This is a genomic window from Rhodococcus sp. 66b, assembly GCF_002076325.1.
GTDB lineage: Bacteria > Actinomycetota > Actinomycetes > Mycobacteriales > Mycobacteriaceae > Rhodococcus_F > Rhodococcus_F erythropolis.
Genome location: NZ_MUZB01000001.1, coordinates 606,041 through 632,033, shown reverse-complemented (window position 1 = coordinate 632,033; position 25,993 = coordinate 606,041). Strand labels below are relative to the sequence as shown.

Here is a 25,993-nt window from a genome sequence, read left to right as displayed (position 1 = left end):
TTGGGACGAGGTCGAGAACGAGGGGGCGTGTGTGGTGAACGAGGACGGGTTGGGGCGAACGTCGGGATCGGGGGCTCCACACCGGGTGGGCGGCTTTCTTTATCACCGCAACGGCGACCGGTGGGAGTGGTCGGACGAAGTCGCACGGATTCACGGATACGAACCCGACCAAGTGGCTCCGACGACGGAATTGATGCTCGCGCACAAGCATCCCGACGACCGAAGACACGTTGCCCAGACACTCCATGCCATCCGCACTTCAGGCGGCCCGTTCAGCAGCCGCCACCGCATTATCGACACCGCAGGGGACACTCACTCGGTAATCGTCGTCGGCGACAGCGTCGTGGACGAGTCGGGTGCTGTGGTCGGCAGCTCAGGCTTCTACATCGACGTCACCGAAACCCTGGACAGCACGGTGAAAGCATCTGTCGACGTGCTGGTCAACGAAATCACTGCTTCTCGCGGGGTGATCGAGCAAGCCAAAGGCATGCTCATGGTGATCTACGGAATCTCTGCCGATCGAGCTTTCGACATCCTCGTGTGGCGTTCGCAGGAGACCAACGTGAAACTCAGGGATGTTGCCGAGCAGTTGATAGTTCGCACGCTGGACGATTTCCGGGTCCCGACACTTCTGCGGACCCGGTTCGATCACTTGCTGTTACAGGGTTGAACTTCTAACCCGGCTGAACCACGAACTGGGAGATGCTTAAGGCGGTTCCCGTGGCTGGCTGCTCAACCTCGAGGAACCTCGCCCGCATTGATTCCGGGACGGTCCGATGCGGCCTATCCCCGTTGTTACCCAACGCGGAGTAAAAGGAAACTACTTGTCGTCAGACTTCTTCTCGGAGGTCTCCTCGACCAGTTCAGGCGCCTGTTCTCGAGTTGCCATTCCGCCGTCGCCGCCCTTGTCCACGGGCCCTGGGTGCCCACCCTTGGGCGACTGGTCGTTGTTGTCTTTCTCGGTCATGCGGTCATCCCCGTCATTTGGTCCTGTCAGTCATTTGGTCCTGTCAGTCATACGGCGTGCGGCCTTTCAGGAGCCTCGGCCCGCCTCCCTCTCAATCTAACGCTCTCAGCACTTCCCGCAACCCTCACCGGTTTTGTTTGCATTTCAGCGCTTTCGGGCAGGTGACTGCGAACAGCATTTCCGCGATGAGAGGTCGATCCCAGTGCGCGCAGTGACTTGGCAAGGCAAACGAAACGTAAGCGTCGATACGGTTCCGGACCCGAAGATCGTCGAACCCAGTGACGCGATCATCAAGGTCACCACGACGAATATCTGCGGATCCGATCTGCACCTGTACGAGACTCTGGGTGCGTTCATGAATGCCGGCGACATTCTCGGTCATGAACCGATGGGCATCGTCGAAGAAGTCGGCTCGGAAGTCACGAATCTCGAGATAGGCGACCGCGTCGTGATCCCGTTCCAGATCTCGTGTGGCAACTGTTTCATGTGTGATTCGAGCCTCTACACACAGTGCGAGACGACTCAGGTCCGCGATCAGGGAACAGGCGCAGCGTTGTTCGGCTTCTCCGAGCTGTACGGCTCGGTGCCAGGCGGGCAGGCCGAGTACCTTCGAGTACCGCAGGCACATTTCACACACATCAAAGTTCCCGAAGGTCCCGCGGATTCGCGATTCGTCTACCTCTCCGACGTGCTTCCCACAGCCTGGCAGTCGGTTGAATACGCCGACATCCCGCCGGGTGGGTCCGTGACCATCCTCGGTCTCGGACCGATCGGTGACATGGCGGCCCGCATCGCTCACCACAAGGGATTTCGAGTAATCGGCGTGGACCGTGTACCCGAACGCCTTGCACGCCTTGCCGAACGCGGGATCGAAACCCTCAATCTCGACGACTACGGCAGCAAGATCGGTGACGCAGTCAGAGATGCGACGAACGGCCGTGGAACCGATTCGGTGATCGATGCTGTCGGAATGGAAGCTCACGGGTCTCCGATCGGAAAGCTCGCGCAGCAGTTCGTCGGACTCCTTCCCGATGCTCTTGCCGCGCCTGCGATGCGTAACGCAGGAATCGATCGACTCGGTGCGGTCCATTCGGCCATCGACATCGTTCGGCGCGGGGGGACGATTTCTCTGATCGGTGTATACGGCGGCATGGTTGATCCACTGCCGCTGATGACTATGTTCGACAAGCAGATTCAGCTCAGGATGGGTCAGGCGAACGTCAAGAAGTGGGTAGACGACATCATGCCTTTGCTCACTGATGACGACCCACTCGGCGTCGACACCTTTTCCACTCATCAGCTGCCGCTCGATCAGGCGCCACACGCCTACGAGATCTTTCAGAAAAAGCAGGAAGGCGCGGTCAAGATCCAACTGAAACCGCACGGGTAATAATCAGCACCGATTCCATCCACGTTCGACAGAAAGAAACTGAAACCGAAATGGCTCGCGAACTCACCGTCTCCGACAGCGTCGTCGTCAATGTCGACGCGCTTTCTCTCTATGAGCTCATCAGCGATCCCACTCGCATGGGCGACTGGAGTCCCGAAAACCTGGGAGCTACCTTGCGGGGAGACCGCGAAAGCGCTTTCCTGGGTATGGAGTTCGACGGGCACAACAAACGTGGGCGCGCGCAGTGGACCACAAGATGCACCGTCACCGCTGCCGACACCGGGAAACTGTTCGAATTCCGTGTTCACAAGATCGGCCTTGCCACGCCACGAATCTCTGCCGCTATTGCAACCTGGCGGTACCGATTTCAGCCCGTCCCCGGTGGAACCCGAGTTACCGAAACGTGGATCGACGACAGACGGGGCTGGCCGGATTTTGCGGCCGACATATTCGACAAGGTTGCCACCGGCGGAAAGACGTTCGCCGACTTTCAGCGCGGCAACATCCGCAAGACGCTGCTGAACATCAAGAGCGCCGTTGAGCAGGAGGTATCCGGCATCGAAGGCAGCACCGGCTGACCGACCGGCACAACTTGTGGCAGTTTCTGCCACTTTTGGTACAGTGCGGATATGGCAACAGCCCGCCGCACTGCACTACTTCTCCGCGTCTCGCAGAGTTGCGCTGCCGCTTTCGTCGAACGCGGCGACACTTCGACGACCATCGCGGAGCTCGCCGAACGGGCAGAAATCTCCGAGCGCACCTTCTATCGCTGCTTTGCCACCAAGGAAGAGAGCATCTGGCCGATGCTCGACGAGGGAAACCGCAGTCTTGCCACCGCCCTCAGCGCGCAATCCCGCGAATACGGACTCTCAGCGGCAGTGAAGACGGCCTTTATCGCATCGGTCGGCGAGTCCTTCGAGCCGATGACTCGGTCACTGATGCCCATCATCTTCGGCGACGCGGCGCTCCGGAGAGTTTGGGAATCAGCAACTTTCGAGACGATGGAACTGATCCGCCCAGAAGTTGCACGTCTGATCGATCGGCCAGAAGGCTCGCTCGACACGACAGCGGCTTCGGGCCAGGCAACACTGGCGGTAGTGGCCGCACTGCGCGAGATGGCAGACCTCCGGACCCCCGCACCCAAGGCCATCACCCGCGCGCTCGGCGCGTTCTCGAAGCCATATCTCGCAACACCAACAGGTTAGGAACAATCATGACTCAGGATCTCTCCGGAAAAATCGTTCTCGTCACTGGCGGCGCACGCGGCCTGGGCGAAGCGTTTGCGCGCGGCATCGTCGCGGGTAACGGCCGCGTCGTCATCGGCGACCTACTCGACGACGACGGCCGAGCAGTGGCCGAATCTCTCGGCGACGCAGCACGTTACGTTCACCTCGACGTCACCGATCCGGCGTCTTGGAAGTCCGCCGCCGAGTACGCGGTATCCGAATTCGGCGCGATCAACGGTTTGGTCAACAATGCCGGAATCTCGGCTTCCGGCCAGACGGTCGCCGAAGAACCGCTCGAGACGTTCCAACGCATCATCCAGATCAACCTGGTGTCCGTACACACCGGTATCCACACGGTAGTGCCGTTCATGAAGGCAGCAGGCGGCGGATCCATCGTGAACATCTCCTCGGCCGCCGGCCTGATGGGCATGGCTCTGACCAGCGGTTACGGCACAGCCAAGTGGGGCGTGCGTGGGCTGAGCAAGATCGCCGCCGTCGAACTCGGTCGCGACAAGATTCGGGTCAACTCCGTGCACCCCGGCATGGTCCTCACCCCCATGACTGCGCCGACGGGCATCAGCCTCGAAGAGGGCGCATTCCCCAACAATCCGTATCGCCGTGTCGGTCGCCCGGAGGAGTTGGTCGGTGCGGTCACCTACCTTCTTTCCGACGATGCTTCGTACACAACAGGTTCCGAGATCGCCGTCGACGGTGGTTGGACCGCCGGACCGTCGATCGAATACATCGCCGGCCAGTAAGGCAGGGATCCGTTCCCGCCTGAACCTGCGCATTCCGAACGTCCTCAGGTAGATACCAACGTCTCCCTGATTGCATTCGGAGAACTCAACTTTCGCAGGCGCTGCAGCGCACGATGCAGGTCGAGTGACACCTGGTCGGTCGTACGGGCGAGCGATGTTGCCGTCGCCTCACTGTCGAGGCCGACGATCAACCGCAACACCAGGACATCGCGTTCGACAACCGGGAGCGCTGTTGGAGGCGGGAGCGGCCCACTGCTGAACCGGTCGGATGCCGCCCGAGCAATCGCGACGCTTGTACTCACGTACAGCAGGCGCAGGAAAGGCTGATTCGCCGCCGATCCGTCACAAACTGCCGTGAGAACAGAGATGCATGCAGCATCCGCGGCGGAGTCGGAGACGGCCCGATCAAGCTCGGCGCGGCACCGCAGCACAACCATCGGGCGAAACACTGCGTACAAATCGGTCATGGCTTCATCGCTACCGCTCCGTGCCGCGGCGGCCAACATCTCGAGCGAGCCTTCCTGCAACATGGGCTTACAATCTCTCTCGACCCGAAATTCGTCGTGTAGCCGGGGGATCAGCTGGATCCGAACAGTCCGGCGAAGGGGTTCACTGTCGGCGCGGGTGCCTGATCTTGCCCGCCTTGCCATTGGTTCTGATTGCCCCAGTCGTTGCCCTGATTCCAGTTACCACCCTGGTTCCAGCCGCCGTTTCCACCACGGTCCCAATCGTGCGAGTGATCGCCCCCCTGATCTCCGTACCAACTGTTATCGGCCTGTGTTACATCATGATTCACAGTATCTGCCGAGGCCGGTGCGGCGAGCACGGCAATGGGTACGGTCAATACCGCACCCGTCACCGCGAGCTTGGTCCAGAAGTACTTCCTACGTTGTTCCGGTGCGGATAGTCGTGTCATGATCGATCCCTTCTCCGAAGATTCTCCAGACTCTCTCTGGCTGTCCCGAACGGGGCACACACCAGTGAAGTCCTGCATCCTGGCCGTCCACTGGCACAACCCTGGCAGATTCCTGGCAGGGCTGATTTCAAACCGAACGCCTTGCACTACATAATGTTCCGACGCTGCCTCGTGGTTGTTCGCGCCCCAGTTCCGACCGTTCCGTTCCAGGCGGCAAGGGGTCGCTCGGGCGTAAAGTCGAGAGGGTTCGGCTCAGTCGTCCAGAGCGGAAGGACACCCAGAAAATGCGGAGCGATGGAGATACGTGGGACATCGTCAGCAGCGTCGGACTCACCGCGCTTGCAGTGGCGACCTTCCGCGCATTGGAAAGCGCCCGCTCGGACGCGATCATCGAAGACAAGTTCGCATCGTGGTTCGTAGAAGCTGCAGCGGAGCCGCATTTCACAGCTCTTCTGAAAGATCCGGCACTCCTCGACGACACACCCTTCGGCGGTTTCATGGGATTGCGAACCAGGTTCTTCGACGAATTCTTCTTGTCGTCAACCGAATCCGGAGTAAAGCAGGCGGTAATCGTTGCGGCGGGGTTGGATTCGCGTGCGTACCGGCTGGATTGGAACTCAGAATCCACAGTGTTCGAAGTAGATCAACTAAAGGTACTGGAGTTCAAAGCCGAAGTGCTCGCGGCGCGCGACGCCCAGCCGAAAACTGATCGACGCACTGTGCCTACGGATCTGCGCAACGACTGGCCGGCTGCGCTCGCGGAGGCCGGTTTCGATCCGAAGGAACCTACTGCATGGTCCGCAGAAGGCCTGCTCGCTTATCTCCCCGGCCCGGCCCACGACGCCCTGTTCGAGCGGATCGACGAACTCTCGGCCACTGGTAGTCGGTTGGCAGTGAACGACTTTCCGGCCGGCACGGACCCGAAGAAGCTGGCGACCATCAGATCCAAGTACTTTGCCGAGAACCCGTTCGGAGACCTGGACATTTCGCAACTGTTCTACAGCGACAAACGATCCGATCCCGGCCGGTGGCTCACTGAACACAATTGGACCGTCCGACGCTTCAGCTCGGTGGGGTTGGCAGATCTGTACGATCGCCGGATTCCTGATCTCCCCGAAGAGATCGCCGCACTGTCGACGCAGCCTTCTTTCCTGGCCGCGACCAAGAACTAACTCGGGCAGTCCTCACGAAAGTTACTCGGGTGCAGCATTTCTCCGTTTTGTCCAGCTTCACTATGCGTGTCACCACGACAAGTAGTTGACGGCACTCGAGGATGAACCGATTCAGTACTTCAGGCTGAGTACGTCTACACCTCAGACGGACGCGCGCCGAAGAGAACGCTGATGAAATGAGTCCATGAAACTCGAACACACACGCAGGAAGAGTCGCCCGCTCACGCTGGTGGCACTTGCCTCCGCAGCGGTATTCGCCCTCGCCGCATGTACTTCCGGGCCGGATTCTGCACAAACCTCGGACAACAGCACAAAGGTCTCCGCCACCGAGACACCCACGACAGTCACGATCCCCGACAGCCCCGTCGGCAAGCAGATCAGCTGGCTTCTCAGTGCGTTCAACACGAGCGCGCCATTGCCCCAGGAAGAAATCGCCGAGCACTTCGGACCCACCGCACCAGTTGTCCTGACGCCTCCGGACTTCGACTCCATCCGAGCCGGACAGCCCTGGACAACAGTGAATTACAAGGGAGGCGATACCGACGGCACCGTTTCCATCACCAGTACCACCGGCGGCGCGTTCGACATAAACGTCGTCGTCGACGGCAGCGGGTTGGTCCTTGGAATGGCGATAACACCGACCAAAGACGATCATGTGCCTGCCGCATCGTGGAAAGAGCTCGAGGCAGCTGTCAAAGCACTTCCCGCGCCGACGAACTTGACCGTCACCGAGGTCACCGGCGGAAAGAACGCCGAAGTCTTCGGTGTCGGCGACACCTCACCACAGCCCACAGGGTCAACGATCAAGCTGTACGTTCTCGGCGCGGTCGCGACGGCTGTCCAGAACGGGACACTCTCGTGGGATCAGAAGCTCACCATCACCGACGACCTCAAGTCGATGCCCGGCGGGACAATGCAGGACCTGCCGTCGGGAACCGAAGTCACGGTCCGGGAGACCGCCGGCAAGATGATCTCGATCAGCGACAACACCGCCACCGACATGCTGATCGCTGCTGTCGGGCGCGAGCAGGTCGAGGCCGAATTCGCCCCGATGGGCATGGCGGATCCTTCGCTCAACATTCCACTGAAGCCGACCCGCGCACTGTTCCAACTCGGCTGGGGCAACGATGGCGCACAACGTATCGCCTGGCGCGACGGAACCCCGGACGAGCGTCGAGCAATACTGGCGGCACTACCTGGCGGCCTGGTGGACATCCCGGCGTCAGCATTCACCACCCCCGCATGGCCTTTCGACATCGACTGGTTCGCCTCGCCCGCCGACCTGCGTGCCGCGTTGGTCTCGTTGCAAGAGATGGCGAAGACCGAGAGCGGTGCACCGGTTCGAGACATACTGGCCGAAGATCCGGCGCTCGGTGACGAGTCCGCGAAATGGTTCACCTACGGCGGATTCAAGGGCGGCAGCTCCATCGGGGTCCTTGCGGGTGCCTACTACGTTGAACACGACGATCGCGCCTGGGTCGTCGCCATGCAAACTCACGGTGACGACGCTGCCCTGGTTGCCAATCCGGCTCTGTACTTCGATCCGGTCGACGACGCGATGCTCCTGATCCAGAAGGATGCGACCAGCTAGAACGATAGAAGGTTGAGATTTCGCGACAGTCTCCGACTGGGTTGACAGATGAGGTCCGGATACAGAGAAGCCGCTGTGCTTCCAGTGTCATCCGGATGCACAGCGGCTTCGCCAAGTCTTAGCCCGTGGGGGGCTCGGTCTCGTCCGACGAGAATCCGTCGAAGAATGCGATGACCTTCTGAAGAAGTGCCGCGATGTCGAAATCTTCCAAGCTACCCATTGCGTTCGTCCTTTCGTTTAACACTGGAGGATGAAACGTGCATCTTGCAATTTCCAATGTAAAGCATGAAAAGCATTATTTCTCGACCACGTGGCACTTCGGTTGCAAATACCTCACTCAGCAAGATATGAGCAAATCACCGCAAATAACAGCTCCCACCCGCAATATTTCCACTTTCCACAACCCATTAAATTCCCTAATTCGCAAGTGGGTAAATCTTGAGAAAAATTTCCGTACGCGTCGATTACGAAAGATCCTCCTGGTGAAACTCTCAATCCAAGACCACGAGGCAGAGGAAGTTGCGACACGGATGACACGCAGTTTTCCCGCTTCCAAGAGGCGCCATCCACATACATGGTGGGCATTCGGCGGCGATAACGAACCGTTAGCAACACAATCCCAGGCACTTTCTCCCACCTTCTGACTTTCACCCATGACCACTGGATATTCTCGCAGATGAAACGCAATACCAGTTCGAAAATTACATATCTTCAGTGGATACTGTGCACGCGATTAACTGATCAAATGTCTGTTGACTCACCGAGTCCCCACACTTCGCCAGAACTTCACATCCGAATGCTGGACGTTAGTTTAGATGGGTTCGTATTTCTCGAAATCTGCCCGATAAAGGCGGCCCCACGGATAAACCGCGACTGGACCGCCGCAGGCCACCAGGTCACGATCCGCGCCTCGACGAAGGGCGTGCAGGCACCCTCGCATGAGGGTGAAATCGGGGGTGAGACATGCCTTGGGGTCTCGTTTTACCGAGTCCGACACAGTACGTTTTCCCAGGCACGCCAGTCCCCAGATTCATACGGTGTGCAAGGGCTCGTTGACGCTTCCGAGATGTTGGCAAGACCGACCACAGGCCCCGTTCTCCCGACGAGAACGGGGCTTCCTCGGGTCGGTTTCCGCCTTCGACCGACCGGGTAGACGCGAGCATGGGCGCCGCCACCTGCTCGACCGGATCCACCGCTGGCCGCTATGAATCGACGACCCCGACCGTCGGCGTTGAAGAAGAATTCATCCTCGTCGACCCGACATCCTGGCTGCCGTCCACCGACAATGCCGCGGTTGCGGAAACCGCGTCGACACTCGGTTTGGATCTTCAGCTTGAGTTGTCCCGCTGCCAAGTCGAGACCAACTCTCCCGTGTGCCAGAGCATCGACGAACTCCGAACCCACTTGATCGACATGCGTCGGCTCGCGGCGAAAGCGGCCGAGTTGAACGGCTGCAGGCTGTTGGCCGTCGGCGCACCGCTTTCGGGGCCTTCACGTTTCGAGATTAGCGACTCCCCTCGCTACCGCCAGATGGGCGAACACTTCGGCGCCCTCGCCGCCGAACAAAGTATCTGCGGTTGCCACATCCATGTGGGCGTCGCTGATCAAGTCGAGGCCGTGCAGGTCTGCAATCACGTGCGCATCTGGTTGCCTGCCCTGCTGGCACTGAGCGCCAACTCCCGTATCCACCAAGGAGTCGACACCGACTTCGCGAGTTGGCGGGCGATCCAATGGTCCCGGTGGCCCGTCGCCGGGCCGCCGCCGTACTTCGAGACCGCCGGGGACTTCGACACCGCGGTCGCGAAGATGGTGGATTGCGGCGTGATGCTCGACAAGCGGATGGCCTACTGGGATATCCGGCCTTCCTGCCACCTACCGACCGTCGAGATCCGGGTCTGCGACGTTCAGCCGACGGTCGACGACACCGTATTGCTTGCAGCACTTGTGCGCGCGCTGGTCGCCACTGCACTGCGCGCCGTCGAACGAGGAGTCGTCGCTCCGCGCACTTCCCTCGAGAACCTCCGCCTCGCAACCTGGGTGTCCGCGAAGGAGGGCGTCCTGGGCGCGTCGATCGATCCGGTTACCACACAAAGAATTTCGGCCGCGGAACAGTTGCACCGACTCCTGATCCATGTCCGTGACTCCCTCGACGAGACAGGCGAGTACACGAGCGTGGAATCAGCACTGCGCGACAAATGCGTGACCGGCGGCGGCAGCGACTGGCAACAGCGAACGCTTCGCCAGGTCTGCCTGCGGAAACTGATCGCACGTGCGGTTGAGCGCACCGTCCCGACTGGCACGGATACGCATGACGGGTCGACCCCTGATCAGTAGTAATGCCTCCGACCACCGATAGCGTGCCCGGCCGCGCCCAGCGCGTACAGGATGATTCCGATCACCAACAAGACGACACCGATCGTCCAGAGGATCGGAATGTTCACCACGAAACCGATAATCAGCAGGATTACGCCGAGGATGATCATCACAAGCTCCTTCAGTGCGTTCACTCGGGCGGATACGCCCGCCTCGAGCCGCATACATCAGGGATACCCGTCGGCTGAGCGTTTCATACCCACTCTGACCGGGTATTTCGCTGGGCACCATAATATTTGAAGAATCGAGCCCGCCATGATGAGAATTGTGACTCTGATCGTTCTGATCTGGCTGATAGTCGGGGCCGTCGCGGCCGGCCAACGCGGCTACTACAGCAGTTCGCCGACCAACTGCGCCGGCGTCGGGACCATCGCACTCACGGTCATCGCCGGCCCGCTGAACTACTTCGGCGTCAACCCCAAAGTCACCGATTGCACGCTCCCCCAGCCCACCGAGTGAGCTGCCGGACATCCGCGCTAAACCGACTAGTCGTTACCCTGGAGGTGAGTCGACACACATCGAAGTGAGGGGCCACCATGACCACTGCACCAGATCGCACCCGAATCGAGTTCCCGGACATCAGCTCGCGTGCGTGGGAACACCCAGCCGATCGGGCCGCATTGGTGACGCTCCGGACGCTTCGGGGGTTCGACACTGTTCTGCGGACGCTGTCCGGACTGCTCCAAGAACGTCAGCACCGCCTCATGTACCTCGCCACGTCAGTGCGAGTCGACGAACGCCAGTTCAGTGACCTGAACGATCTGCGCCGTGACTGCGTCGAGATCCTGCAGGCCGACGAGACACCAGAGCTGTTCGTACTCCAGACCCCGATGGTCAACGCCTTCACCATCGGCATGGACAAGCCGTTCATGGTGGTCACTACTGGTCTGCTGGACGTGATGAACTACGAGGAGCAACGGTTCATCATCGGCCACGAACTAGGCCACGCACTGTCCGGCCATGCCGTGTATCGCACCATCTTGATGCATTTGATGCGACTGGCCGGAACCATCGGATGGCTGCCGGTCGGCGGATGGGCACTGCGCGCGATCATCGCCGCCCTGATGGAATGGCAACGCAAGTCCGAACTGTCCGGCGATCGTGCAGGACTACTGTGCGGCCAGGACGTACACACAGCGATTCGCGTGCAGATGAAATTGGCCGGCGGATCCCGAGTCAGTGAAATCGACATCGACGCGTTTCTTGCCCAGGCCGCCGAGTACGACGCCAGCGGCGACCTCCGCGACGGTGTACTCAAGCTCCTCAACATCGAACTGCTCTCTCACCCGTTCTCGGTGCTTCGCGCCGCCGAACTCAAAAAGTGGGTGGACAGCGGAGACTACGCCGCGATTCTGCGCGGAAACTACCCCCGCCGCGGAGATGACGACGGAGCGAAGATCAGCGACGAGTTCAAGAATGCAGCCAAGACCTACAAGCAGAACTTCGACGAGTCGGAAGACCCCTTGGTCCGGATGGTGCGCGACATCGGTAGCGGATTGGGCGGTGCCGTGGGCGCCGTCGGGAACGGCGTCGGCGACGTAGCGACGGACATCAAGGAACGATTCACTCACTGGCGCAAGAGTTCCGACAGGTCGAAGGGCACTGACGACGCCGATTAAGCAGAATCGGGACCTGCCACCGAAGGCAGTCGGCGGCAGGTCCCGGGTTCTTGGCGTGAAGGTGATGCAGGCTTCCCTCTGCACCACCCTCACGTTCACAGACAGTACCAGCAGTCGAACAAACGTGCGAACTGAAAGCGGTCGTGTCGAATCACCAGTTGTCGGGTACGCGGCATAGGACCACTACAGAAGGGAGCCGACATGCATGCTGGGCGGCTGAAGAAGGTCGGTTCGAGTGACGGCCCGTTTGCCTCCGTGTACTTCGAAGACGTCCGCAACCGGGAAGATGCACGCGAGCGCTTCGAACTCGAATGGCGCTCGATGCGCAATCAACTCACGAAACAGGGAGCATCGGAATCGCTGATCGCGCGACTGGACGAGGTGAAGGACAACCATCACGGCATCTCAGGTCGCGCCGGACGCGCGATCGTCGCCACATCCGAGGCAGTGCTGATCGACGATATTCTGCTCGAACCTGCCGGCTCCACCATCGCGACCTTGGGCGAACTGCCCTACTTGATTCCACTGATCGCACACGGATACGACACCGAACCGTTCCTCATCGCAAAGGTCGACCACACCGGCGCGGACCTGTGCGTGCGCGATGCTCGCGGGCGTGACGTGTACGGCGAAACGGTAGACGGCGACGGCTTCCCGGTCCACAAGGCACACGTGGGCGGCCAGGAGCGGTACACCGACAGCCAAAGCCTCGTGGAGGAGAACATCCGAAAGAACCTGACACAGGCCGTGGAGCGCGCGGCGGCGCTCGCCCGCGAACACAAGGTCGCGCTGGTGGTCGTGATCGGAGAAGTACAGTCCCGCAAAGCTTTTGCACAGCTTCTACCGTCGACGCTACGGGTGGTGGACGTCGAAAAAGGTTCGCGTTCAGTCGGTTCGACACCCGCCGAGGTGTCGAAGTCGATTCGTGAACTGATCGACACGCAGCGACTGCGCAGAATGGATGCGGAAACCGAACGCTACGTCGCAGAGCAGGGCCGGGACTCCGGCCTCTCCATCGACGGGACCGCACGCGTCCTCGACGCCCTCGAACAGGGCAAGGTCGAGACACTGCTGCTCACCGATCCCGACGACAAGGAAGTCACCAGTGGAAAGCTGATCGGGCCCGCCGATCGCGTACTCCCCTACATCGCAATCGGGACCGGCACCGAGCTGGTACAGATCGACGAACGCCTCGTTCTCGCCGACGGATACGGCGCGATACTTCGGCACCCCTGAACACCGGCCCGATGATCAGATTCGGGGGGCGAGCACGTTCAGCGAGAAGCGTGCTTGCCCACCGAGTCCGGGAAACCATCGGCAATCGCTGCGACGAGTTCCAGATATGCCCGTGCAGTGCGCTTATTCAACAATTTCAAGTCGATCGGACCACCCTCACCGAGGTGATCGTCATAGGGCAACGTCTTGACCGCTCGCACTCCACGCTGAGCGAAAACGTCCTCGAGTTGGTCGAGGTCGAGCGAAGACGAACCCGGCCGCGTCGCATTGATCGCCACGACCGACCTGCTCACCAGATCTGCGTAGCCGTGCTTGGTCAGCCAACTGAGCGTTGCTGCGGCACTACGGGCACCGTCCTGCGCCGTCGGGCTTACGACTACCAAAGCGTCTGCTTCGTCGAGAATTCCGTACATGGCAGAGTGCATGATTCCGGTGCCACAGTCGGTGATGACGATGTTGTAATGCACCTCGAGAATTCGCAGAGTATCGAGGTAGTCCTGCTCGTTGAAAGACTCCGAAGTTTCCGGATCTGCCTCACTCGCAAGGATTTCGAGTCGGCTGTCGCCTTGCGAGGTGTAGTAGCGAACATCGCTGTACGTACGAATGTCACCGTCGGCCAACAGATCACGAACGGTCAGGTGATGTTCACGTCGTTCACGATCAGCCAGAGTCCCCAGGTCGGGATTGGCGTCGATGGCTACGATTCGATCGCCACGGATCGACGCGAACGTCGAACCGACGGTCTTGGCCGCCGTGGTTTTCCCCACACCACCCTTGAGTGAGATGAAAGCAATCTTGTACACGCCGCGCACTGTTCGGTTGGCACGGCGCACCAGAGCTTGATGTTCGAGTTCGGCGGCCGACTGCCCGGTGTTGATCCGACCCCCGGTGAGTTTGAACAACACACTGCCCAAACCGCGTTCGGGTGGACGCTTCGCCCGCTTGATGATGTCCAGATCGTCGACGGACGTCATAGCTCTGGGCGTCGAGGTCCGAAAATCGGTCGGCTCTTCACGACGTTGCTGGCGCATCCGCTGACTGGGCAACGGTTTTGCCGCAGGTTCGTCGAATTGCGGCGTGAAGGTGACGGTTCGAATCGACGTTGCGTAACCGTCGTCGGACGCGTCGAAAAGGCCGTCGCCCTGAGTCGTTCCGGAGTTGTTCCCCAGGACTCCGTTATTCGAACCGTTGTTATCGCTGCGCACCGTTTTCCTAGGTCGAGTTCGGAATCATTTCGGACATAGCCTCTCGGACGCTATCACTCTGGCGGGCTTGCCGTTCTCTGCTCAATACCGTCACGGCACAACAGACCGTTACACCCGCACTTCGATGACTTTGGTCCCCACGCCTGTGCCGATCTCAGCAAATACGAACGTCGTAACGATATGCGGCACAGATATCTTCATCTGCCGCTGAAAACAGCCTTCCGCAATGTCAGGGCAAATCCCTTGGTAACAAACGAGAAAAGGGAGGGCGATCGCCTCGGCGATCGCCCTCCCTTCATGGACAAGTGTTCAGCTGCTGCATAATTCCGCACTCTCGAACGAAGTGCCCCCAACCCTACGGATCACTCGTACCATTCGACCGTCATCACGGGCAGAGCACACTCTTCACGTATGCACCACTCGGTTTGACGGTGCCGTCCGACCTCACTGCGCCGAAATACGACTCTCGATCCGTCGTTGCCCCGTAAGGCGCGTAGTCGTTGAGACGGTAGAAGATGAGCGGCCCCAACCAAGACTTGGTTTGCTTGTCTGCCATCGCTGCCTGATAGATCTCGAGTTGACGTGCTTCGCTGACGCTGTCGGGAGTCCCACTTGTAGGCGCCCCGAACTCGGTAATCCAAATCTTTTTTGCAGAATCTCCGTTGGCAGTCATGATTCCGCGAAGGCTCGGCCGAACGATCCCGCCGCCCGTGAACGACTCGACACTCATCTGAGACCACGAGTTCCAGTCATGTTCATCTGTAGGCAGCGCCGGATACGAGTACGGATGATGACCGACAGCGTTGAACGATCACCGTGCACCATTCGTATACAGGGATTGCAAGAATGTGAGTGGCGCGACCTGACTGCCGTCGACGGCGTCAACCGACTCGGCCGGGCTCGACTACTAGCCCTCGTAGTAGCTGCCTGTATCCTTTCGCGTATGACGCCGGGTCCGAAAGATGTCGCGCAGCTGCGCGGCGCTTTCGTGGGCGGTACCTCCGGCGCGGTTTCCGTCGCAGCCCACGCGCTCGGTGGTGGCGGCATGGCCCCGTCCGAGAGCGCGGTGGTGTTGTTGATCCTCGCGTGCGCGAGCGTCGGCGCGGTGGTCACGTCCATCGACACTCGCCGATCCCCTGCCCTCTTGCTCGCCCTTATGCTCGCTGCGGGTCAGGCCATCGGTCACGCGACATTGACCATCGCTTCGGATCATCAACACGGTCTGCTCCTGTCGCTTCCGATGCTCGCAGCGCACATCGCTGCCGTCGGAGTGTGCGCAGTTCTGATCCGCGGCGCAGAACACGGGTACGTCGTGGCGGCATCGACGGTGGCGGCAATCGTCGCCGTCCTATTGCGCCCGTGGGCACCTGAACCCTCGCCGTTCACTGCGCGTACTCGATACCGCGCCAAAGTTGTTCTGCGTCAACTTCTCACCTCAGGCCTGGGCACTCGCGGCCCACCGGCATTCGTGTAACTCACCTTCCCTTTCCTCTCACGCACGTGAATACGTGCGCCACTTTGCTGTGCGCCTTTATTAACCGCGGGCGGTTAACAAAGGCGCACGGCGGGATCGAGTACACGCATGTCCGCACCCGAATTGGAGCGCGCACAGACACGCGCTTCCAACGACAGCTCTCCCCCGAAGAAGCAGGTCGGCGGCGCCAGACCGCTGATTCTGCGCCTGCACTTCTATGCCGGAATCCTCATCGGGCCGTTCATCCTCATCGCCGCGCTGAGCGGTGGTCTCTACGCGATGGCGCCCACCATCGAGAAATTCGTCTACAGCGACTACCTCCAGACCGACACCACCGGACAAATCGCGTCGCTGAACGACCAGATCCGTTCCGCCCAGCAGTACCGCCCTGACCTGACCGTCTCGGCAGTACGTCCGTCCCCTGCGGCCGGAGAAACCACGCGGGTCCTGTTCACCGATCCGTCGTTGGGCGAATCGGAGAGGCTCGCAGTCTTCGTCGATCCAGTGCTTGCACAGCCGGTCGGCGAGCTGGCGGTCTACGGAAGCAGTGGTTCGTTGCCACTGCGCACCTGGATCTCTCAGCTGCATCGCCACCTTCATCTCGGTGAACCTGGCCGCCTCTACAGCGAATTGGCCGCGTCGTGGATGTGGGTGGTCGCACTCGGTGGCGTCTACCTGTGGTTCCGTCGATACCGCACCGCTCGGAACGCTCGCCTACTTACGATCGACCGAGCGTCCACCGGACGAAGCCGGACCCTGAACTGGCACGGTGTCGTCGGCATCTGGATAGCAGTTGCGTTGGTGTTTCTCTCGGCGACCGGACTCACGTGGTCGACGTACGCCGGAGAGAACGTCAGCAATCTGAGAACCGCATTGAGCTGGACGACGCCCTCGGTCGTGAAAACTCTCGGCGACGCTCCACCACCGGCAACGGGCGGGCACGAGGGTCACGACATGGCCCCCGCCGCCGCCGGCACGCTGACAGACACCAACGTCGGACGTGTCGACACCGTCCTCGGTATCGCCAGGTACAACGGGATCACCGGTCCGGTCGAAGTATCGATACCCGCGAACGCCGAGACGGCGTTCACCGTCGCCCAGACGCGTCAGCCGTGGGTGTACAGCAACAACACCATCGCAATCGACGGAGCGACGCAGAAGGTCACCGACGAGTTGTGGTTCTCGGATTGGCCACTCGCAGCCAAACTTTCGGCTTGGGGAATCCAGCTCCACATGGGCCTGCTGTTCGGCCTTGCCAACCAGATCGCACTCACCGCACTGGCACTCGCGTTGGTCAGCGTGGTCATTCGTGGCTACATCATGTGGTGGCGCCGACGCCCCACCCGTGGCTCCGACTGGGCTGTCGGCCGGGCCCCTGCCCGCGGCGGGATTCGCAACCTCTCCCCGCTCAGCATTGTTGCGCTGGTTGCGGTAACCGCACTGGTGGGCTGGTTTGTTCCGCTACTCGGCATCAGTCTTCTCGCATTCCTGCTGATCGACGTTTGCATTGCGGCGTTCAAACGCCGCGTCACCACCTGACACCTCACGAATCACGGAGACACACATGACTGTTCGAACAAAGATATTCGCAGCTGTTGCACTGACCGCAGCTCTCGCCTTGACCGGCTGTTCTTCGAACTCCGACAAGGAAACCGAAGCCGCACAATCCATCACAGTTCAGGATCAATGGGTCAAGGCAGCACCCGAGGGAATGAGTGCGGCGTTCGCCGAACTGGTCAACTCCAGCGACAAGGACGTACGCGTGGTCTCGGCAACCAGTCCCGCGTCATCGCGACTGGAACTGCACGAGGTCGTGACCGGGGACGGCGGCACGATGACGATGCGCCCCAAGGACGGTGGGTTCCTGGTCCCTGCCAACGGGTCCGCCAGCCTCACCCCGGGCGGTGACCACCTGATGTTCATGGACCTGTCCGCGCCGCTGCTCCCAGGCGCAGAAACCGACCTCACATTGATCTACGACGACGGTTCCAGCACCACGTTCACAGCCCAGATTCGCGACTTCTCCGGTAATCAGGAGAACTACGACCCGAATCACGGTGGCTGAGAACACGAACCCGCCCAGCCGAGCACTCAGCCGGCGGCGCCTTCTCGGAGGAGGTGCCGCCGCGCTCGGCGTCGCGGGAATAACTTGGGGCGCAACCACAGTGGTGGAGCGCAGCGAACACGAACAGCAAGCAGGCAAGCTGGTGGAACCGTTCTACGGCGTCCACCAAGCTGGGATCGCCACCACTCCGCAAGCGCACGGCACGTTCATCGGTTTCGACCTCTTGCCTGGAGCCGATCGAGCTGTGGTCGTCGGGATCATGAAGATGTGGTCCGAGGATGCGTCACGGCTGACCGCCGGTAACCCGGCGTTGGCGGATACCGAACGGGAACTGGCCGTGGATCCGGCCCGCTTGACGGTTACCGTCGGCTACGGCCCTGGCCTGTTCACCAAGCTGGGATTGCAAGCACGTCAACCGGACTGGTTCGAGCCGTTGCCGAGCTACGAGATCGACCGACTTGACGATCGATGGGGCGGATCGGACCTTTTGCTGCAGATCTGCGGCGACGATCCGGTGACCATTGCTCATGCTGTGCGAGTTCTGACCAAGAACGTCCGATCACTGACGACAATCCGGTGGACACAAAAGGGATTCCGTAACGCGCGCGGCACCACGCCCGAGGGAACCACGATGCGCAATCTCATGGGCCAAGTGGACGGGACGGTCAATCCGGCTCCGGGAACAGTGGATTTCGATTCACTGATCTGGCACGACGGCGCCGGTCAACCGTGGCTGGCGGGCGGAACCTCGTTGGTACTACGACGCATTCGCATGGAAATGGATACCTGGGACGAACTCGATCGCTCGGGGCGTGAACTCACCATGGGGCGCACGTTGTCCAATGGCGCTCCGCTCAACGGAACCAACGAATTCGACGAAGCGGATTTCACACTCACGGACAAGTTCGGCATTCCGGTGATCCCGCCAGGATCACACATCGCGCGAGCCCACCAGACGCATGAGAAGGAGCAGTTCTTCCGTCGGGCATACAACTACGACGACGCACCCGAGGGCGGGCAGACCTCGAACTCGGGATTGATCTTCGCAGCATTCCAACGGGACATCGCCGAGCAATATCTACCGGTCCAACAGCGATTGAGTGACTTCGACGCACTCAACGAGTGGACGACGCCGATCGGTTCTGCGGTGTATCTCATTCCGCCGGGATGCACCGAGAACGACTATGTGGGAAGCGGATTGCTCGGCTGACAACCCCGGGTAACGATACTGTGGGGGCGGGATCCGAACGGATCCCGCCCCCACAATGCCTTCTACCTGAAGTTGTTGCGTTACTTGGACTTACGAGGTCCCGGCAAAACCGCCCCCGGACGAGCGGTAGTCAACCTCGTGACCCAACCGCTGACGGGCCACTTCTTCAGGCCGACGTTGTGCGGGGTGACCTCGGTTCCGACATACTTGGCAGCGAGCTCGTCGTCGACGGTTCCGTTGAACCGCCACAGTTGGCTTCCGTCGGCATTACGGGTGGACACCTCCCATGACTGAGCGCGGAATGCACCACGAATGATGCTGTCGGCAAACACCAGAACGGGGATTCCGATCTCGGCACGAACAGCTGCACCGGCAGACCACTCGGCGCGCGCGAGTTCGTAGATCTCTTCCGGCGTTGCTCCCGGACGAGCGGAGGCCGGCACGTGGAGGACGATGCTCGGCGTCGGGAGTTCCGGCGCGGGATCGGCCGAGTAGCGCAACGCGAGTTCCTCGACGCGGGTCGCACGGGCGTCCTTGTCCGATGTATCGCCCGCGAGGTTGGTCAGGCCCTCGCCCGCGTCGGTGATTCGCAAGGCTTCCACGATGCCGCGGACGACCTCGTCGGTAGTGGCGGCCGAATCCGTGGCGGCAGCGACCGAGCGGAGAAGAACGAAGTGCTCCACCGCCGAACCCGCATCGTAGATTTCACGGATGCGGGCGATCTTGGCTGCTGTCACAGCAGCATTCGACTCGGCTGGGCCGTCCGCTCCTTCGAGATTCGCAAGTTCACCGAGCGCTTCGAATACCGGCGCGAACACTTGATTTCCCGTGCCGTGCCCGACATGGAACACCTGATCGTTGCGCGGGTCACGCAGGGCAAAGACATACTGCCCCAGTCTCTTCCCAACCTTTTCGGTGAACGGCTGCGGAGCCGGCTTCCTGACGACCACCTCGGTGGACAGAGTGCGCATCACGGCCAGACGGAGTGCGTCGGGCACGCTGGTGGAACCGGCAGCACCGGAAAAGATTGCCGCCGAAGCAGCGCTGATCGAGGTGAACGTGCGGCCGACTTGCTTCTCGAGAGATGCAGAGACCGTACCGACCGCAGTCAGTTTTGCATCGAGGGTGCCGTCACCCTCGACAAGGAACTCCTTGATCAACGGAGCAACGAGCAGGGTGGAGCCGATAGCGCGAGGAACTGTCCAGACAATAGCCATGCCACGAGCCTAGGCGATCACCTCGAGACGCGAGGCGAACGCGACTCAGCCCGCCGCTGCCGGCCCGGCCAGTCCCTGCACAAGAAGGTTCCAGGCCGAGTGCGCGACTTCTTTCCGCGAGCTCTCGGCAGTCCGTTCCATGATCGCGGCGAACATGGCGATCGCCAGGATCACGTCCTCAGCAGTCACGGACTCTCGTATCTTCCCAGTTCGACGCGCCTCGTCGAGGCGCCCTTCGAGGAGATCGGTCAAACGGGCGCCGGCCGAATTCAGTCGCGAGTCGCCGAAGGAGACCGGCTTGATGACCTCCACGAACACGATGGAGGTAGTGATCTGGTCGACCAACAAACGAAAAAGATCGTCGAGAGTCGAATCCGGATCAGCCGCCAGATCTTGCAGCTCGACGATGTTCTCGTCGAACACCGCGAGTGCGAGGCTTTCGCGAGTGGGAAAGTGCCGGTAGAGGCTGCCCTGGCCGACGCCGGCCGTGCGGGCGATCAGGCTGAGCGGAGCAGCAAATCCCTGGGTGGCGAACACCTCGCGAGCTGCTGAGATGAGCGCCGCACGATTGCGCGCCGCATCTCTCGGCCCTCTGTTGAGAGATCCGCTATTGACGCGGCCAGACGATGTCACGCACACTACGATACCAACCGGACAGCATTGTCCGGTTGGTTGCGGCCCGACACCGGTTCACACCCCGACCCGATCGTCGTGAGCGCTCGAACGCGCGCCTGCCCTCCGTGCTGCCTGTCCCTGAGGTACGTCTGCCCGTGAGATACGAAAGGCAATCCCGCACCGGGAGTTGGACTCGATGAAATCGTTCACGACCATCAGAACCAGATCTGCCATCGCGCTCGTCACCTTGATCACCGTCCTTCCGGTGTGCGTCGCTTCTGCTGAGCCCGCCACTGCCCCGGGCTCGATCCACGAGAACCCGGGTGTCGCTTCCAACGCTGCAAGCCGCGCCGAATGCGGCCCGGGCTCGATGCCCGAGACCGGGTTGCAGGGTGATGTTCCGGCCGAGGACCGAAACAGCGGACGCAGCCGAGACGGGTACAGCTGCAACATGTCTCAGATCGGCGGTTACTCGGGTCGCGGCGGCGGGATCACGTCCACCAACTTCGAACACTGCTCGTACATCGGCAGCTTCTTCCCCGGGAACCTCCTGGGCCCCGCGCAGGGCGTGCAAGTTCTCGACGTGTCGGATCCTGCCAATCCTGCTCTCACCGCCACGCTGACCGAACCTGCGATGCTGGCCGGAACGTGGGAGAGTCTCAAGGTCAACACCGCGCGAAAGCTGCTGGTGGGCACTGGCGTTCCGCTCTTGACCGGCGTCGGCCTGATGTCGGTCTACGACATCTCCGATTGCGCGCACCCGAAGCTGCTCAACCCCGGACCAGGAACCGATCTGGGGATGCTGCTGCCCATCACCAATCACGAGGGTGGATTTTCACCGGACGGGAACACCTACTGGTCTTCCGGCACCGCTCCCGGCGTGGTGAGCGCCGTCGATCTCACCGATCCCGCCAACCCGCGTGTCGTCTGGCAGGACCTCATCGGGTTGTCGACCCACGGCTTCGGAATCACTCCAGACGGAAATCGCATGTACTTGTCGAACAATCTCGGCGGAATACATGTTCTCGACATCAGTGAGGTTCAGCGCCGCGTCCCGAATCCTCGGGTGCGCCAACTGTCCCAGCTCTCGTGGACCGACGGTTGGGCCACCCAACACAGCATTCCGGTCACCTACGACGGTTCGCCGTACCTGTTCACCGTCGACGAAGGTGGTTCCGGCGGAGTGAAATTGATCGACGTCTCCAATGACGACGAACCGGCGGTCGTCAATTCGGTGAAGCTCGAGATCAATCTGCCGGAGAATCAAGATGCTGCGCTGGCGTCTGCTGCCGGCGGATCGCTGTTCGCGTACGAATCTCACTACTGTTCGGCCGATCGCCCGGTCGACCCGACGGCGCTGGCATGCGGATGGATCTCGAGCGGGATTCGGGTCTTCGATGTTCGAGATCCCTTCGACGTCCACGAAATTGCGTACTTCAACCCACCCGCTCGGACCGGCGACAATCTCGAACTCGCCAACTCGCCGCACGCTCTCGCCTCGCTCATCGGGGTACCCATTCTCAGCACGCCGGCAATCGCGCAGTCGATCGCGCAAGGCCAGTTCGACCCCGGCCAAGCGCTGAGTTCGCGATCGGGCATGGTCGCTCTCGGCGACATCTCGACCGATTGGTGCTTCTCCCCACCCGAATGGCGCGGTACCACGTTGTGGGCGACGTGCGCCGACAACGGCTTTGTTGCCATGCAACTCGAAAACGGTGTCTACACACCACCCGCTGACCAGAAGACGACCGTGGGATCATGACGGCGCCGCGATCGGTCAAAGCCGTCGCACTCGTGGCTGCGGCACTGATGCTGCTCGTACTCGGCGCAGCATTACGTCCGCTGTTCGCACCCGAGAACCACACGCAGACAGCTGTTCTGAGCGAAACCGAAATCGGATTCGTGCATGACATGGCGGCCCACCATCAACAGGCCCTCTTCATTCTCGCGCGTCTGAGTCCCGATGTGGACCCGGCGGTTACGAGACTGGCCCAGCAGATCGACGATGTTCAGAGAACGGAAATCGGTGTCATGCTCGGCTGGCTGAGGTTGGCCGGTGTCCCACCGAACAGTAGAACGCCGATGGCGTGGATGGAGGCGTCACCGAGCGGCGCTGGCGACTCTCATCATCACCCGGCAACGCTGGACACCGAGGCCGCCTCCATGCCGGGTATGGCTACGACCGAAGAACTCGAGAAACTGAGTAGCGCTCGCGGGTTCGACGCCGAGGTTGTGTTCCTTCAACTGATGGAACGCCACCACCGTGGCGGGATCGCTATGGCGCAGGCCGCCGATGCTCTGCTCGAGCGCGGACCGGTGAAACAGTCGGCCCGCGACATGATCAATTCCCAGAGTCAGGAATCCGGGCTGATGACACTGATGCTCGGACAACGTGGGGCGCAACCACTGCACTGAACCGCATCTGCACTGACTAGCATGGGTGTCGACCTGTGAACTATAGAAGGAATCGACACTTCAATGACCCTGCTCGTTCGCGGAATCGAATGGTCGAACCCGACAGCACCGCGGATCCGATGCGTCGACGACACCACTTCCGCTACGACCTTCTACACTCACGACTCGGTTCTGCGATTCTCCGTCGACGAGAAGAAGGGCCGCCGCTGCCTCGGCTGGCGAGATCTCACCGCAGAAGGTCGAGGACACTCGCCGTGTGACCGCGGGGCCACGGTCGTTACCGGGCGCCAGTGCGATCGATGCCGAAATCGTGAGGGATTCACCACCGTTCATCAGGCACATGTCAGCGGCGCGCACATTCATCCGAACGTGCGCACCTATCTCACGCAACCACAATGGCTCTACATCGACATCTTCGCCGGCGGTCAGATGAAGGTGGGGACGGCGGCCGAGTTCCGCAAGCATCCGCGAGTCGCCGAACAGGGAGCGGTCTGCGCATTGTTCGTAGCGCGGTCGACGGACGGTTACAGCATTCGTTCCCTCGAAGCCCGAGTTTCGGAGCACTTGCACTTGAGCCAGGCCATACGTACGTCTCGGAAGATCGAAGCGCTGACAGGACCCTTGGATCGCGAGAAACTGCGAAAGTCGTTGCACCACTTCGTATCGTCGATCAAAGACGAGCTGAATGACATCGGATCGGACATCGACGGAATCGAGATCCTGGAGGCTCCCGAAGAATGGACGGCGCCGGCGTGCGCCGACGTTGTCTTCGATGCGGCACCGTTGATCGCGTATCCGCACACTTTCGAGTCCGGGGAACATTCCTTGTACTTGGAGGGCCTTGCCGGTTCGATCGCCTCGCTGCGGATCGACCCCGATCCTGAATCGCCACGCTTCGTCGCGGATGTGTCCGGACTGGTCGGTCGAACCATCACCGTCGGCGAGTTCGAGTCCCCTGGCGTGGCGATTCAGGAATCGTTGTTCTGAAAGTAGGTCAGCAACTTCCCGCGGTCGCTGCGGCGAATCCGCGAGTGACCTCAGCCTGCTCGTCGGCAGACAAGCTCGACCATTCGGGATAAGCCTGGATGGAGGTCAGCATGTCGTTTGCCAATGATTCACGCGTCATGCCCATTTCCTCGCCCGACTCGTCAATTGCCGGCTGGTATGCGTCGAGGTACCGGAGAACGTCGGAGCACGCCTGCGCGTAGGTCCGTGGCAGTGCCGAACTCACATTCGGGTCCGACGGGACCTCAGCCGGGACGCTCGAGTCGACCGACGGTGCCTCGGTAGTCGATTCCGACGATGTCGCCGGAGCCTCGGATGACGTCGTCGGTGACGCAGTGGTGGTCGCCGAAACGGAGGAAGTGAGTGTTCCGACCTCGGTCGGCTTGTCTCCGTCAGAACCGCAGGCAACCAGCGCCACCAGCGAGCAGGCACCGATGAACCCGGTGATCGTTTTCTTCATCCTTCAAGGATGCCAGAGGGCGTCTGGCGCTCGAACGGACCGGCATCGTCGACCGGCGAGAATCGTCCGGGCAGCCTGTCGATTCCGAGCGCCTCGTCGGCCCGCCTACAGGATTGGACCATATGCCCCGTCTGCGAACCCATGCTACGGTGACTTAACTGCAAAGTAACTATGGGTGGGATTGTCCGGTCTGCCGCGTTCATCCGGAACGCTCTGATCGGAAATAGTTCGTCTTTAAGGGGCTGGAACGAGTGGGACTTTTTCGTCGACGAGGCTCCCGAGAGGAAGACGACGATCGCGGGCAGAACCTCGATCGCAGCGACCCCGGGTATGCCGCCTGGTTCGCGAACGTCTCCGACGCGGGCGGTCGGCCGGTTCCGTACAAGCGGCCGCTTACCGCGCCGGTGTATCCGCAACTTCAGACGCCGGTGCCGGACTTCGAGACGGATACGAGATGGCCGCTCAGCGCACCCCCCGGGGACGGCTGGCTGCCCGCAGACCGCATCGACGAATTCGAGTCGTCGAATGGCCGCTCATCTGCACCGAACGGAACGAGCCCACAAATCTCACAAGCTGAACAGTTGCCGCCCAGCCCACTCCCGACACCGCAACCAACGATTCCACCTCGAAATGTACCGATGACTTCATCACCGAAGCATCACCTGGAGTCGCCCCGCGCGACTCTGCCCTACCAAGGAGAAGCAATGAGCAACATCGACAAGATCCTCGGCGAATTGATGCGCATCGACGGTGCCAGCGGTGCAGCCGTCGTCGACGCCGACAGCGGGATGGTTCTCGGTATGAGCGGCAACCCGTCATTCAGCCTCGAGTACGCCGGCGCCGGCAACTCCGAGGTTGTGCGAGCAAAGCTCCGCACGATGAGTAACTTGGGGATTACCGACACTCTCGAAGACATTCTGATCACCCTGAGTAACCAGTACCACCTCATTCGCGTCCTCGAGACGCCCGGACTGTCAACGCTGTTCGTGTACCTGGTTTTGGACCGCGCGCGTGCGAATCTGGCACTGGCCCGCCACAAGCTGGGCGAACAGACACCCAAGATCGAGATCTGACGCTTC

General features: G+C 61.0%; 29 protein-coding genes. 20 read left to right on the top strand and 9 right to left on the bottom strand.

What is annotated here, in order from left to right; all coding sequences use genetic code 11:
* The first annotated feature begins 31 nt into the window (after positions 1-31).
* On the top strand, positions 32-670 hold the full coding sequence (locus tag B0E55_RS02850) for a PAS and ANTAR domain-containing protein (RefSeq protein WP_019747203.1): 639 nt from the start codon (positions 32-34) through the stop codon (positions 668-670).
* A gap of 150 nt (positions 671-820) precedes the next feature.
* Here B0E55_RS02850 and B0E55_RS31835 read toward each other — a convergent pair whose 3' ends face one another.
* Complete coding sequence (locus tag B0E55_RS31835) at positions 821-967, bottom strand: hypothetical protein (protein ID WP_019747202.1); 147 nt, start codon at positions 965-967, stop codon at positions 821-823.
* A gap of 202 nt (positions 968-1,169) precedes the next feature.
* On the opposite strand from B0E55_RS31835, the gene B0E55_RS02845 reads away from it, so the two are divergent.
* Genes B0E55_RS02845 through B0E55_RS02830 form a run of 4 tightly spaced genes read left to right on the top strand, consistent with a single transcriptional unit; the run spans position 1,170 to position 4,341 of the window.
* A complete protein-coding gene (locus B0E55_RS02845) occupies positions 1,170-2,357 on the top strand; it encodes a zinc-dependent alcohol dehydrogenase (RefSeq protein ID WP_080909035.1) in 1,188 nt (395 codons plus the stop codon).
* Positions 2,358-2,407: 50 nt separating this feature from the next.
* Positions 2,408-2,935 (top strand): SRPBCC family protein, encoded by a 528-nt coding sequence (locus B0E55_RS02840; protein WP_019747200.1) that lies wholly within the window; start codon positions 2,408-2,410, stop codon positions 2,933-2,935.
* Between the two features lie 51 nt (positions 2,936-2,986).
* Positions 2,987-3,562, top strand: a complete 576-nt coding sequence (locus B0E55_RS02835; protein ID WP_019747199.1) for a TetR/AcrR family transcriptional regulator — start codon at positions 2,987-2,989, stop codon at positions 3,560-3,562.
* Between the two features lie 8 nt (positions 3,563-3,570).
* The gene (locus tag B0E55_RS02830) at positions 3,571-4,341 is read left to right on the top strand and encodes a glucose 1-dehydrogenase (RefSeq protein WP_080909034.1); all 771 of its coding nucleotides are present in this window, start codon (positions 3,571-3,573) and stop codon (positions 4,339-4,341) included.
* Positions 4,342-4,385: 44 nt separating this feature from the next.
* Here B0E55_RS02830 and B0E55_RS02825 read toward each other — a convergent pair whose 3' ends face one another.
* Positions 4,386-4,871, bottom strand: coding sequence for an RNA polymerase subunit sigma (locus B0E55_RS02825; protein ID WP_019747197.1), 486 nt, complete (start codon positions 4,869-4,871; stop codon positions 4,386-4,388).
* 47 nt (positions 4,872-4,918) lie between these two features.
* Positions 4,919-5,257 carry a hypothetical protein gene (locus tag B0E55_RS02820; RefSeq protein WP_021333190.1) on the bottom strand — a complete coding sequence of 113 codons (339 nt, stop codon included), beginning with the start codon at positions 5,255-5,257 and terminating at the stop codon, positions 4,919-4,921.
* A gap of 284 nt (positions 5,258-5,541) precedes the next feature.
* On the opposite strand from B0E55_RS02820, the gene B0E55_RS02815 reads away from it, so the two are divergent.
* The 4 genes from B0E55_RS02815 (at position 5,542) to B0E55_RS02805 (ending at position 10,354) form a co-directional block, all read left to right on the top strand.
* Positions 5,542-6,429, top strand: a complete 888-nt coding sequence (locus B0E55_RS02815; RefSeq protein WP_080909033.1) for an SAM-dependent methyltransferase — start codon at positions 5,542-5,544, stop codon at positions 6,427-6,429.
* A gap of 184 nt (positions 6,430-6,613) precedes the next feature.
* Positions 6,614-8,020: a serine hydrolase gene (locus B0E55_RS02810; protein ID WP_080909032.1), complete on the top strand. Its 1,407-nt coding sequence runs from the start codon at positions 6,614-6,616 to the stop codon at positions 8,018-8,020.
* A gap of 257 nt (positions 8,021-8,277) precedes the next feature.
* Positions 8,278-8,664 (top strand): hypothetical protein, encoded by a 387-nt coding sequence (locus B0E55_RS31500; RefSeq protein WP_133053396.1) that lies wholly within the window; start codon positions 8,278-8,280, stop codon positions 8,662-8,664.
* 517 nt (positions 8,665-9,181) lie between these two features.
* Positions 9,182-10,354: a carboxylate-amine ligase gene (locus B0E55_RS02805; protein WP_080909031.1), complete on the top strand. Its 1,173-nt coding sequence runs from the start codon at positions 9,182-9,184 to the stop codon at positions 10,352-10,354.
* On the opposite strand, the gene B0E55_RS31830 is transcribed toward B0E55_RS02805, so the two are convergent.
* The gene (locus tag B0E55_RS31830; protein ID WP_003945912.1) at positions 10,348-10,503 is read right to left on the bottom strand and encodes a DUF6131 family protein; all 156 of its coding nucleotides are present in this window, start codon (positions 10,501-10,503) and stop codon (positions 10,348-10,350) included. The genes B0E55_RS02805 and B0E55_RS31830 overlap by 7 nt on opposite strands.
* Before the next feature lie 145 nt (positions 10,504-10,648).
* Between B0E55_RS31830 and B0E55_RS02795 the strand changes: the two genes are divergently transcribed.
* The 3 genes from B0E55_RS02795 (at position 10,649) to B0E55_RS02785 (ending at position 13,248) form a co-directional block, all read left to right on the top strand.
* A complete protein-coding gene (locus tag B0E55_RS02795; protein WP_003945456.1) occupies positions 10,649-10,852 on the top strand; it encodes a hypothetical protein in 204 nt (67 codons plus the stop codon).
* 77 nt (positions 10,853-10,929) lie between these two features.
* Positions 10,930-12,012, top strand: coding sequence for a M48 family metallopeptidase (locus tag B0E55_RS02790; protein ID WP_019747189.1), 1,083 nt, complete (start codon positions 10,930-10,932; stop codon positions 12,010-12,012).
* Between the two features lie 201 nt (positions 12,013-12,213).
* Complete coding sequence (locus B0E55_RS02785; RefSeq protein WP_019747188.1) at positions 12,214-13,248, top strand: baeRF2 domain-containing protein; 1,035 nt, start codon at positions 12,214-12,216, stop codon at positions 13,246-13,248.
* Positions 13,249-13,286: 38 nt separating this feature from the next.
* Here B0E55_RS02785 and B0E55_RS02780 read toward each other — a convergent pair whose 3' ends face one another.
* Positions 13,287-14,453: a MinD/ParA family ATP-binding protein gene (locus tag B0E55_RS02780; protein ID WP_020906466.1), complete on the bottom strand. Its 1,167-nt coding sequence runs from the start codon at positions 14,451-14,453 to the stop codon at positions 13,287-13,289.
* A 385-nt stretch (positions 14,454-14,838) separates the two neighbouring features.
* Entirely contained in the window at positions 14,839-15,183 is a 345-nt protein-coding gene (locus B0E55_RS02775) for a hypothetical protein (protein WP_080909030.1), read from the bottom strand.
* 213 nt (positions 15,184-15,396) lie between these two features.
* Between B0E55_RS02775 and B0E55_RS02770 the strand changes: the two genes are divergently transcribed.
* From B0E55_RS02770 to B0E55_RS02755, 4 genes are all read left to right on the top strand, one after another.
* A complete protein-coding gene (locus B0E55_RS02770; protein ID WP_020906463.1) occupies positions 15,397-15,927 on the top strand; it encodes a hypothetical protein in 531 nt (176 codons plus the stop codon).
* 108 nt (positions 15,928-16,035) lie between these two features.
* On the top strand, positions 16,036-17,466 hold the full coding sequence (locus tag B0E55_RS02765) for a PepSY-associated TM helix domain-containing protein (RefSeq protein WP_020906462.1): 1,431 nt from the start codon (positions 16,036-16,038) through the stop codon (positions 17,464-17,466).
* Between the two features lie 25 nt (positions 17,467-17,491).
* The gene (locus tag B0E55_RS02760; protein WP_019747182.1) at positions 17,492-17,992 is read left to right on the top strand and encodes a copper chaperone PCu(A)C; all 501 of its coding nucleotides are present in this window, start codon (positions 17,492-17,494) and stop codon (positions 17,990-17,992) included.
* Positions 17,985-19,202 carry a Dyp-type peroxidase gene (locus tag B0E55_RS02755; RefSeq protein ID WP_019747181.1) on the top strand — a complete coding sequence of 406 codons (1,218 nt, stop codon included), beginning with the start codon at positions 17,985-17,987 and terminating at the stop codon, positions 19,200-19,202. Before B0E55_RS02760 ends, B0E55_RS02755 begins: the two co-directional genes overlap by 8 nt.
* An 80-nt stretch (positions 19,203-19,282) precedes the next feature.
* Here B0E55_RS02755 and B0E55_RS02750 read toward each other — a convergent pair whose 3' ends face one another.
* Positions 19,283-20,419: a GIY-YIG nuclease family protein gene (locus B0E55_RS02750; RefSeq protein ID WP_060938318.1), complete on the bottom strand. Its 1,137-nt coding sequence runs from the start codon at positions 20,417-20,419 to the stop codon at positions 19,283-19,285.
* A gap of 45 nt (positions 20,420-20,464) precedes the next feature.
* Positions 20,465-21,052: a TetR/AcrR family transcriptional regulator gene (locus tag B0E55_RS02745; protein WP_225320295.1), complete on the bottom strand. Its 588-nt coding sequence runs from the start codon at positions 21,050-21,052 to the stop codon at positions 20,465-20,467.
* Positions 21,053-21,230: 178 nt separating this feature from the next.
* Here B0E55_RS02745 and B0E55_RS02740 point away from each other — a divergent pair, with 178 nt between their 5' ends.
* The 3 genes from B0E55_RS02740 to B0E55_RS02730 all read left to right on the top strand — a co-directional run bounded on the left by B0E55_RS02740 (position 21,231) and on the right by B0E55_RS02730 (position 24,436).
* Positions 21,231-22,796: an LVIVD repeat-containing protein gene (locus tag B0E55_RS02740; protein WP_020968633.1), complete on the top strand. Its 1,566-nt coding sequence runs from the start codon at positions 21,231-21,233 to the stop codon at positions 22,794-22,796.
* Positions 22,793-23,449: a DUF305 domain-containing protein gene (locus tag B0E55_RS02735; protein ID WP_020906457.1), complete on the top strand. Its 657-nt coding sequence runs from the start codon at positions 22,793-22,795 to the stop codon at positions 23,447-23,449. Before B0E55_RS02740 ends, B0E55_RS02735 begins: the two co-directional genes overlap by 4 nt.
* Positions 23,450-23,512: 63 nt before the next feature.
* A complete protein-coding gene (locus B0E55_RS02730; protein ID WP_080909029.1) occupies positions 23,513-24,436 on the top strand; it encodes a DUF2797 domain-containing protein in 924 nt (307 codons plus the stop codon).
* Positions 24,437-24,443: 7 nt separating this feature from the next.
* Here B0E55_RS02730 and B0E55_RS02725 read toward each other — a convergent pair whose 3' ends face one another.
* A complete protein-coding gene (locus B0E55_RS02725; protein ID WP_020906455.1) occupies positions 24,444-24,914 on the bottom strand; it encodes a hypothetical protein in 471 nt (156 codons plus the stop codon).
* Between the two features lie 704 nt (positions 24,915-25,618).
* On the opposite strand from B0E55_RS02725, the gene B0E55_RS31825 reads away from it, so the two are divergent.
* Complete coding sequence (locus B0E55_RS31825) at positions 25,619-25,987, top strand: hypothetical protein (RefSeq protein ID WP_020906454.1); 369 nt, start codon at positions 25,619-25,621, stop codon at positions 25,985-25,987.
* The last annotated feature ends 6 nt before the right edge of the window (positions 25,988-25,993 follow it).

Bases quoted from the DNA above. Each gene is read 5' to 3' on its own strand.
- B0E55_RS02815 (WP_080909033.1), top strand. From the start codon at position 5,542: ATGCGGAGCGATGGAGATACGTGGGACATCGTCAGCAGCGTCGGACTC.
- B0E55_RS02820 (WP_021333190.1), bottom strand. From the start codon at position 5,257: ATGACACGACTATCCGCACCGGAACAACGTAGGAAGTACTTCTGGACC.
- B0E55_RS02765 (WP_020906462.1), top strand. From the start codon at position 16,036: ATGTCCGCACCCGAATTGGAGCGCGCACAGACACGCGCTTCCAACGAC.
- B0E55_RS02810 (WP_080909032.1), top strand. From the start codon at position 6,614: ATGAAACTCGAACACACACGCAGGAAGAGTCGCCCGCTCACGCTGGTG.
- B0E55_RS02725 (WP_020906455.1), bottom strand. From the start codon at position 24,914: ATGAAGAAAACGATCACCGGGTTCATCGGTGCCTGCTCGCTGGTGGCG.
- B0E55_RS31825 (WP_020906454.1), top strand. From the start codon at position 25,619: ATGAGCAACATCGACAAGATCCTCGGCGAATTGATGCGCATCGACGGT.
- B0E55_RS02740 (WP_020968633.1), top strand. From the start codon at position 21,231: ATGAAATCGTTCACGACCATCAGAACCAGATCTGCCATCGCGCTCGTC.
- B0E55_RS31830 (WP_003945912.1), bottom strand. From the start codon at position 10,503: ATGATCATCCTCGGCGTAATCCTGCTGATTATCGGTTTCGTGGTGAAC.
- B0E55_RS02750 (WP_060938318.1), bottom strand. From the start codon at position 20,419: ATGGCTATTGTCTGGACAGTTCCTCGCGCTATCGGCTCCACCCTGCTC.
- B0E55_RS02840 (WP_019747200.1), top strand. From the start codon at position 2,408: ATGGCTCGCGAACTCACCGTCTCCGACAGCGTCGTCGTCAATGTCGAC.
- B0E55_RS02805 (WP_080909031.1), top strand. From the start codon at position 9,182: ATGGGCGCCGCCACCTGCTCGACCGGATCCACCGCTGGCCGCTATGAA.
- B0E55_RS02775 (WP_080909030.1), bottom strand. From the start codon at position 15,183: ATGAGTGTCGAGTCGTTCACGGGCGGCGGGATCGTTCGGCCGAGCCTT.
- B0E55_RS02730 (WP_080909029.1), top strand. From the start codon at position 23,513: ATGACCCTGCTCGTTCGCGGAATCGAATGGTCGAACCCGACAGCACCG.
- B0E55_RS02830 (WP_080909034.1), top strand. From the start codon at position 3,571: ATGACTCAGGATCTCTCCGGAAAAATCGTTCTCGTCACTGGCGGCGCA.
- B0E55_RS02735 (WP_020906457.1), top strand. From the start codon at position 22,793: ATGACGGCGCCGCGATCGGTCAAAGCCGTCGCACTCGTGGCTGCGGCA.
- B0E55_RS02785 (WP_019747188.1), top strand. From the start codon at position 12,214: ATGCATGCTGGGCGGCTGAAGAAGGTCGGTTCGAGTGACGGCCCGTTT.
- B0E55_RS02790 (WP_019747189.1), top strand. From the start codon at position 10,930: ATGACCACTGCACCAGATCGCACCCGAATCGAGTTCCCGGACATCAGC.
- B0E55_RS02770 (WP_020906463.1), top strand. From the start codon at position 15,397: ATGACGCCGGGTCCGAAAGATGTCGCGCAGCTGCGCGGCGCTTTCGTG.
- B0E55_RS02795 (WP_003945456.1), top strand. From the start codon at position 10,649: ATGATGAGAATTGTGACTCTGATCGTTCTGATCTGGCTGATAGTCGGG.
- B0E55_RS31835 (WP_019747202.1), bottom strand. From the start codon at position 967: ATGACCGAGAAAGACAACAACGACCAGTCGCCCAAGGGTGGGCACCCA.
- B0E55_RS02760 (WP_019747182.1), top strand. From the start codon at position 17,492: ATGACTGTTCGAACAAAGATATTCGCAGCTGTTGCACTGACCGCAGCT.
- B0E55_RS02835 (WP_019747199.1), top strand. From the start codon at position 2,987: ATGGCAACAGCCCGCCGCACTGCACTACTTCTCCGCGTCTCGCAGAGT.
- B0E55_RS02825 (WP_019747197.1), bottom strand. From the start codon at position 4,871: ATGTTGCAGGAAGGCTCGCTCGAGATGTTGGCCGCCGCGGCACGGAGC.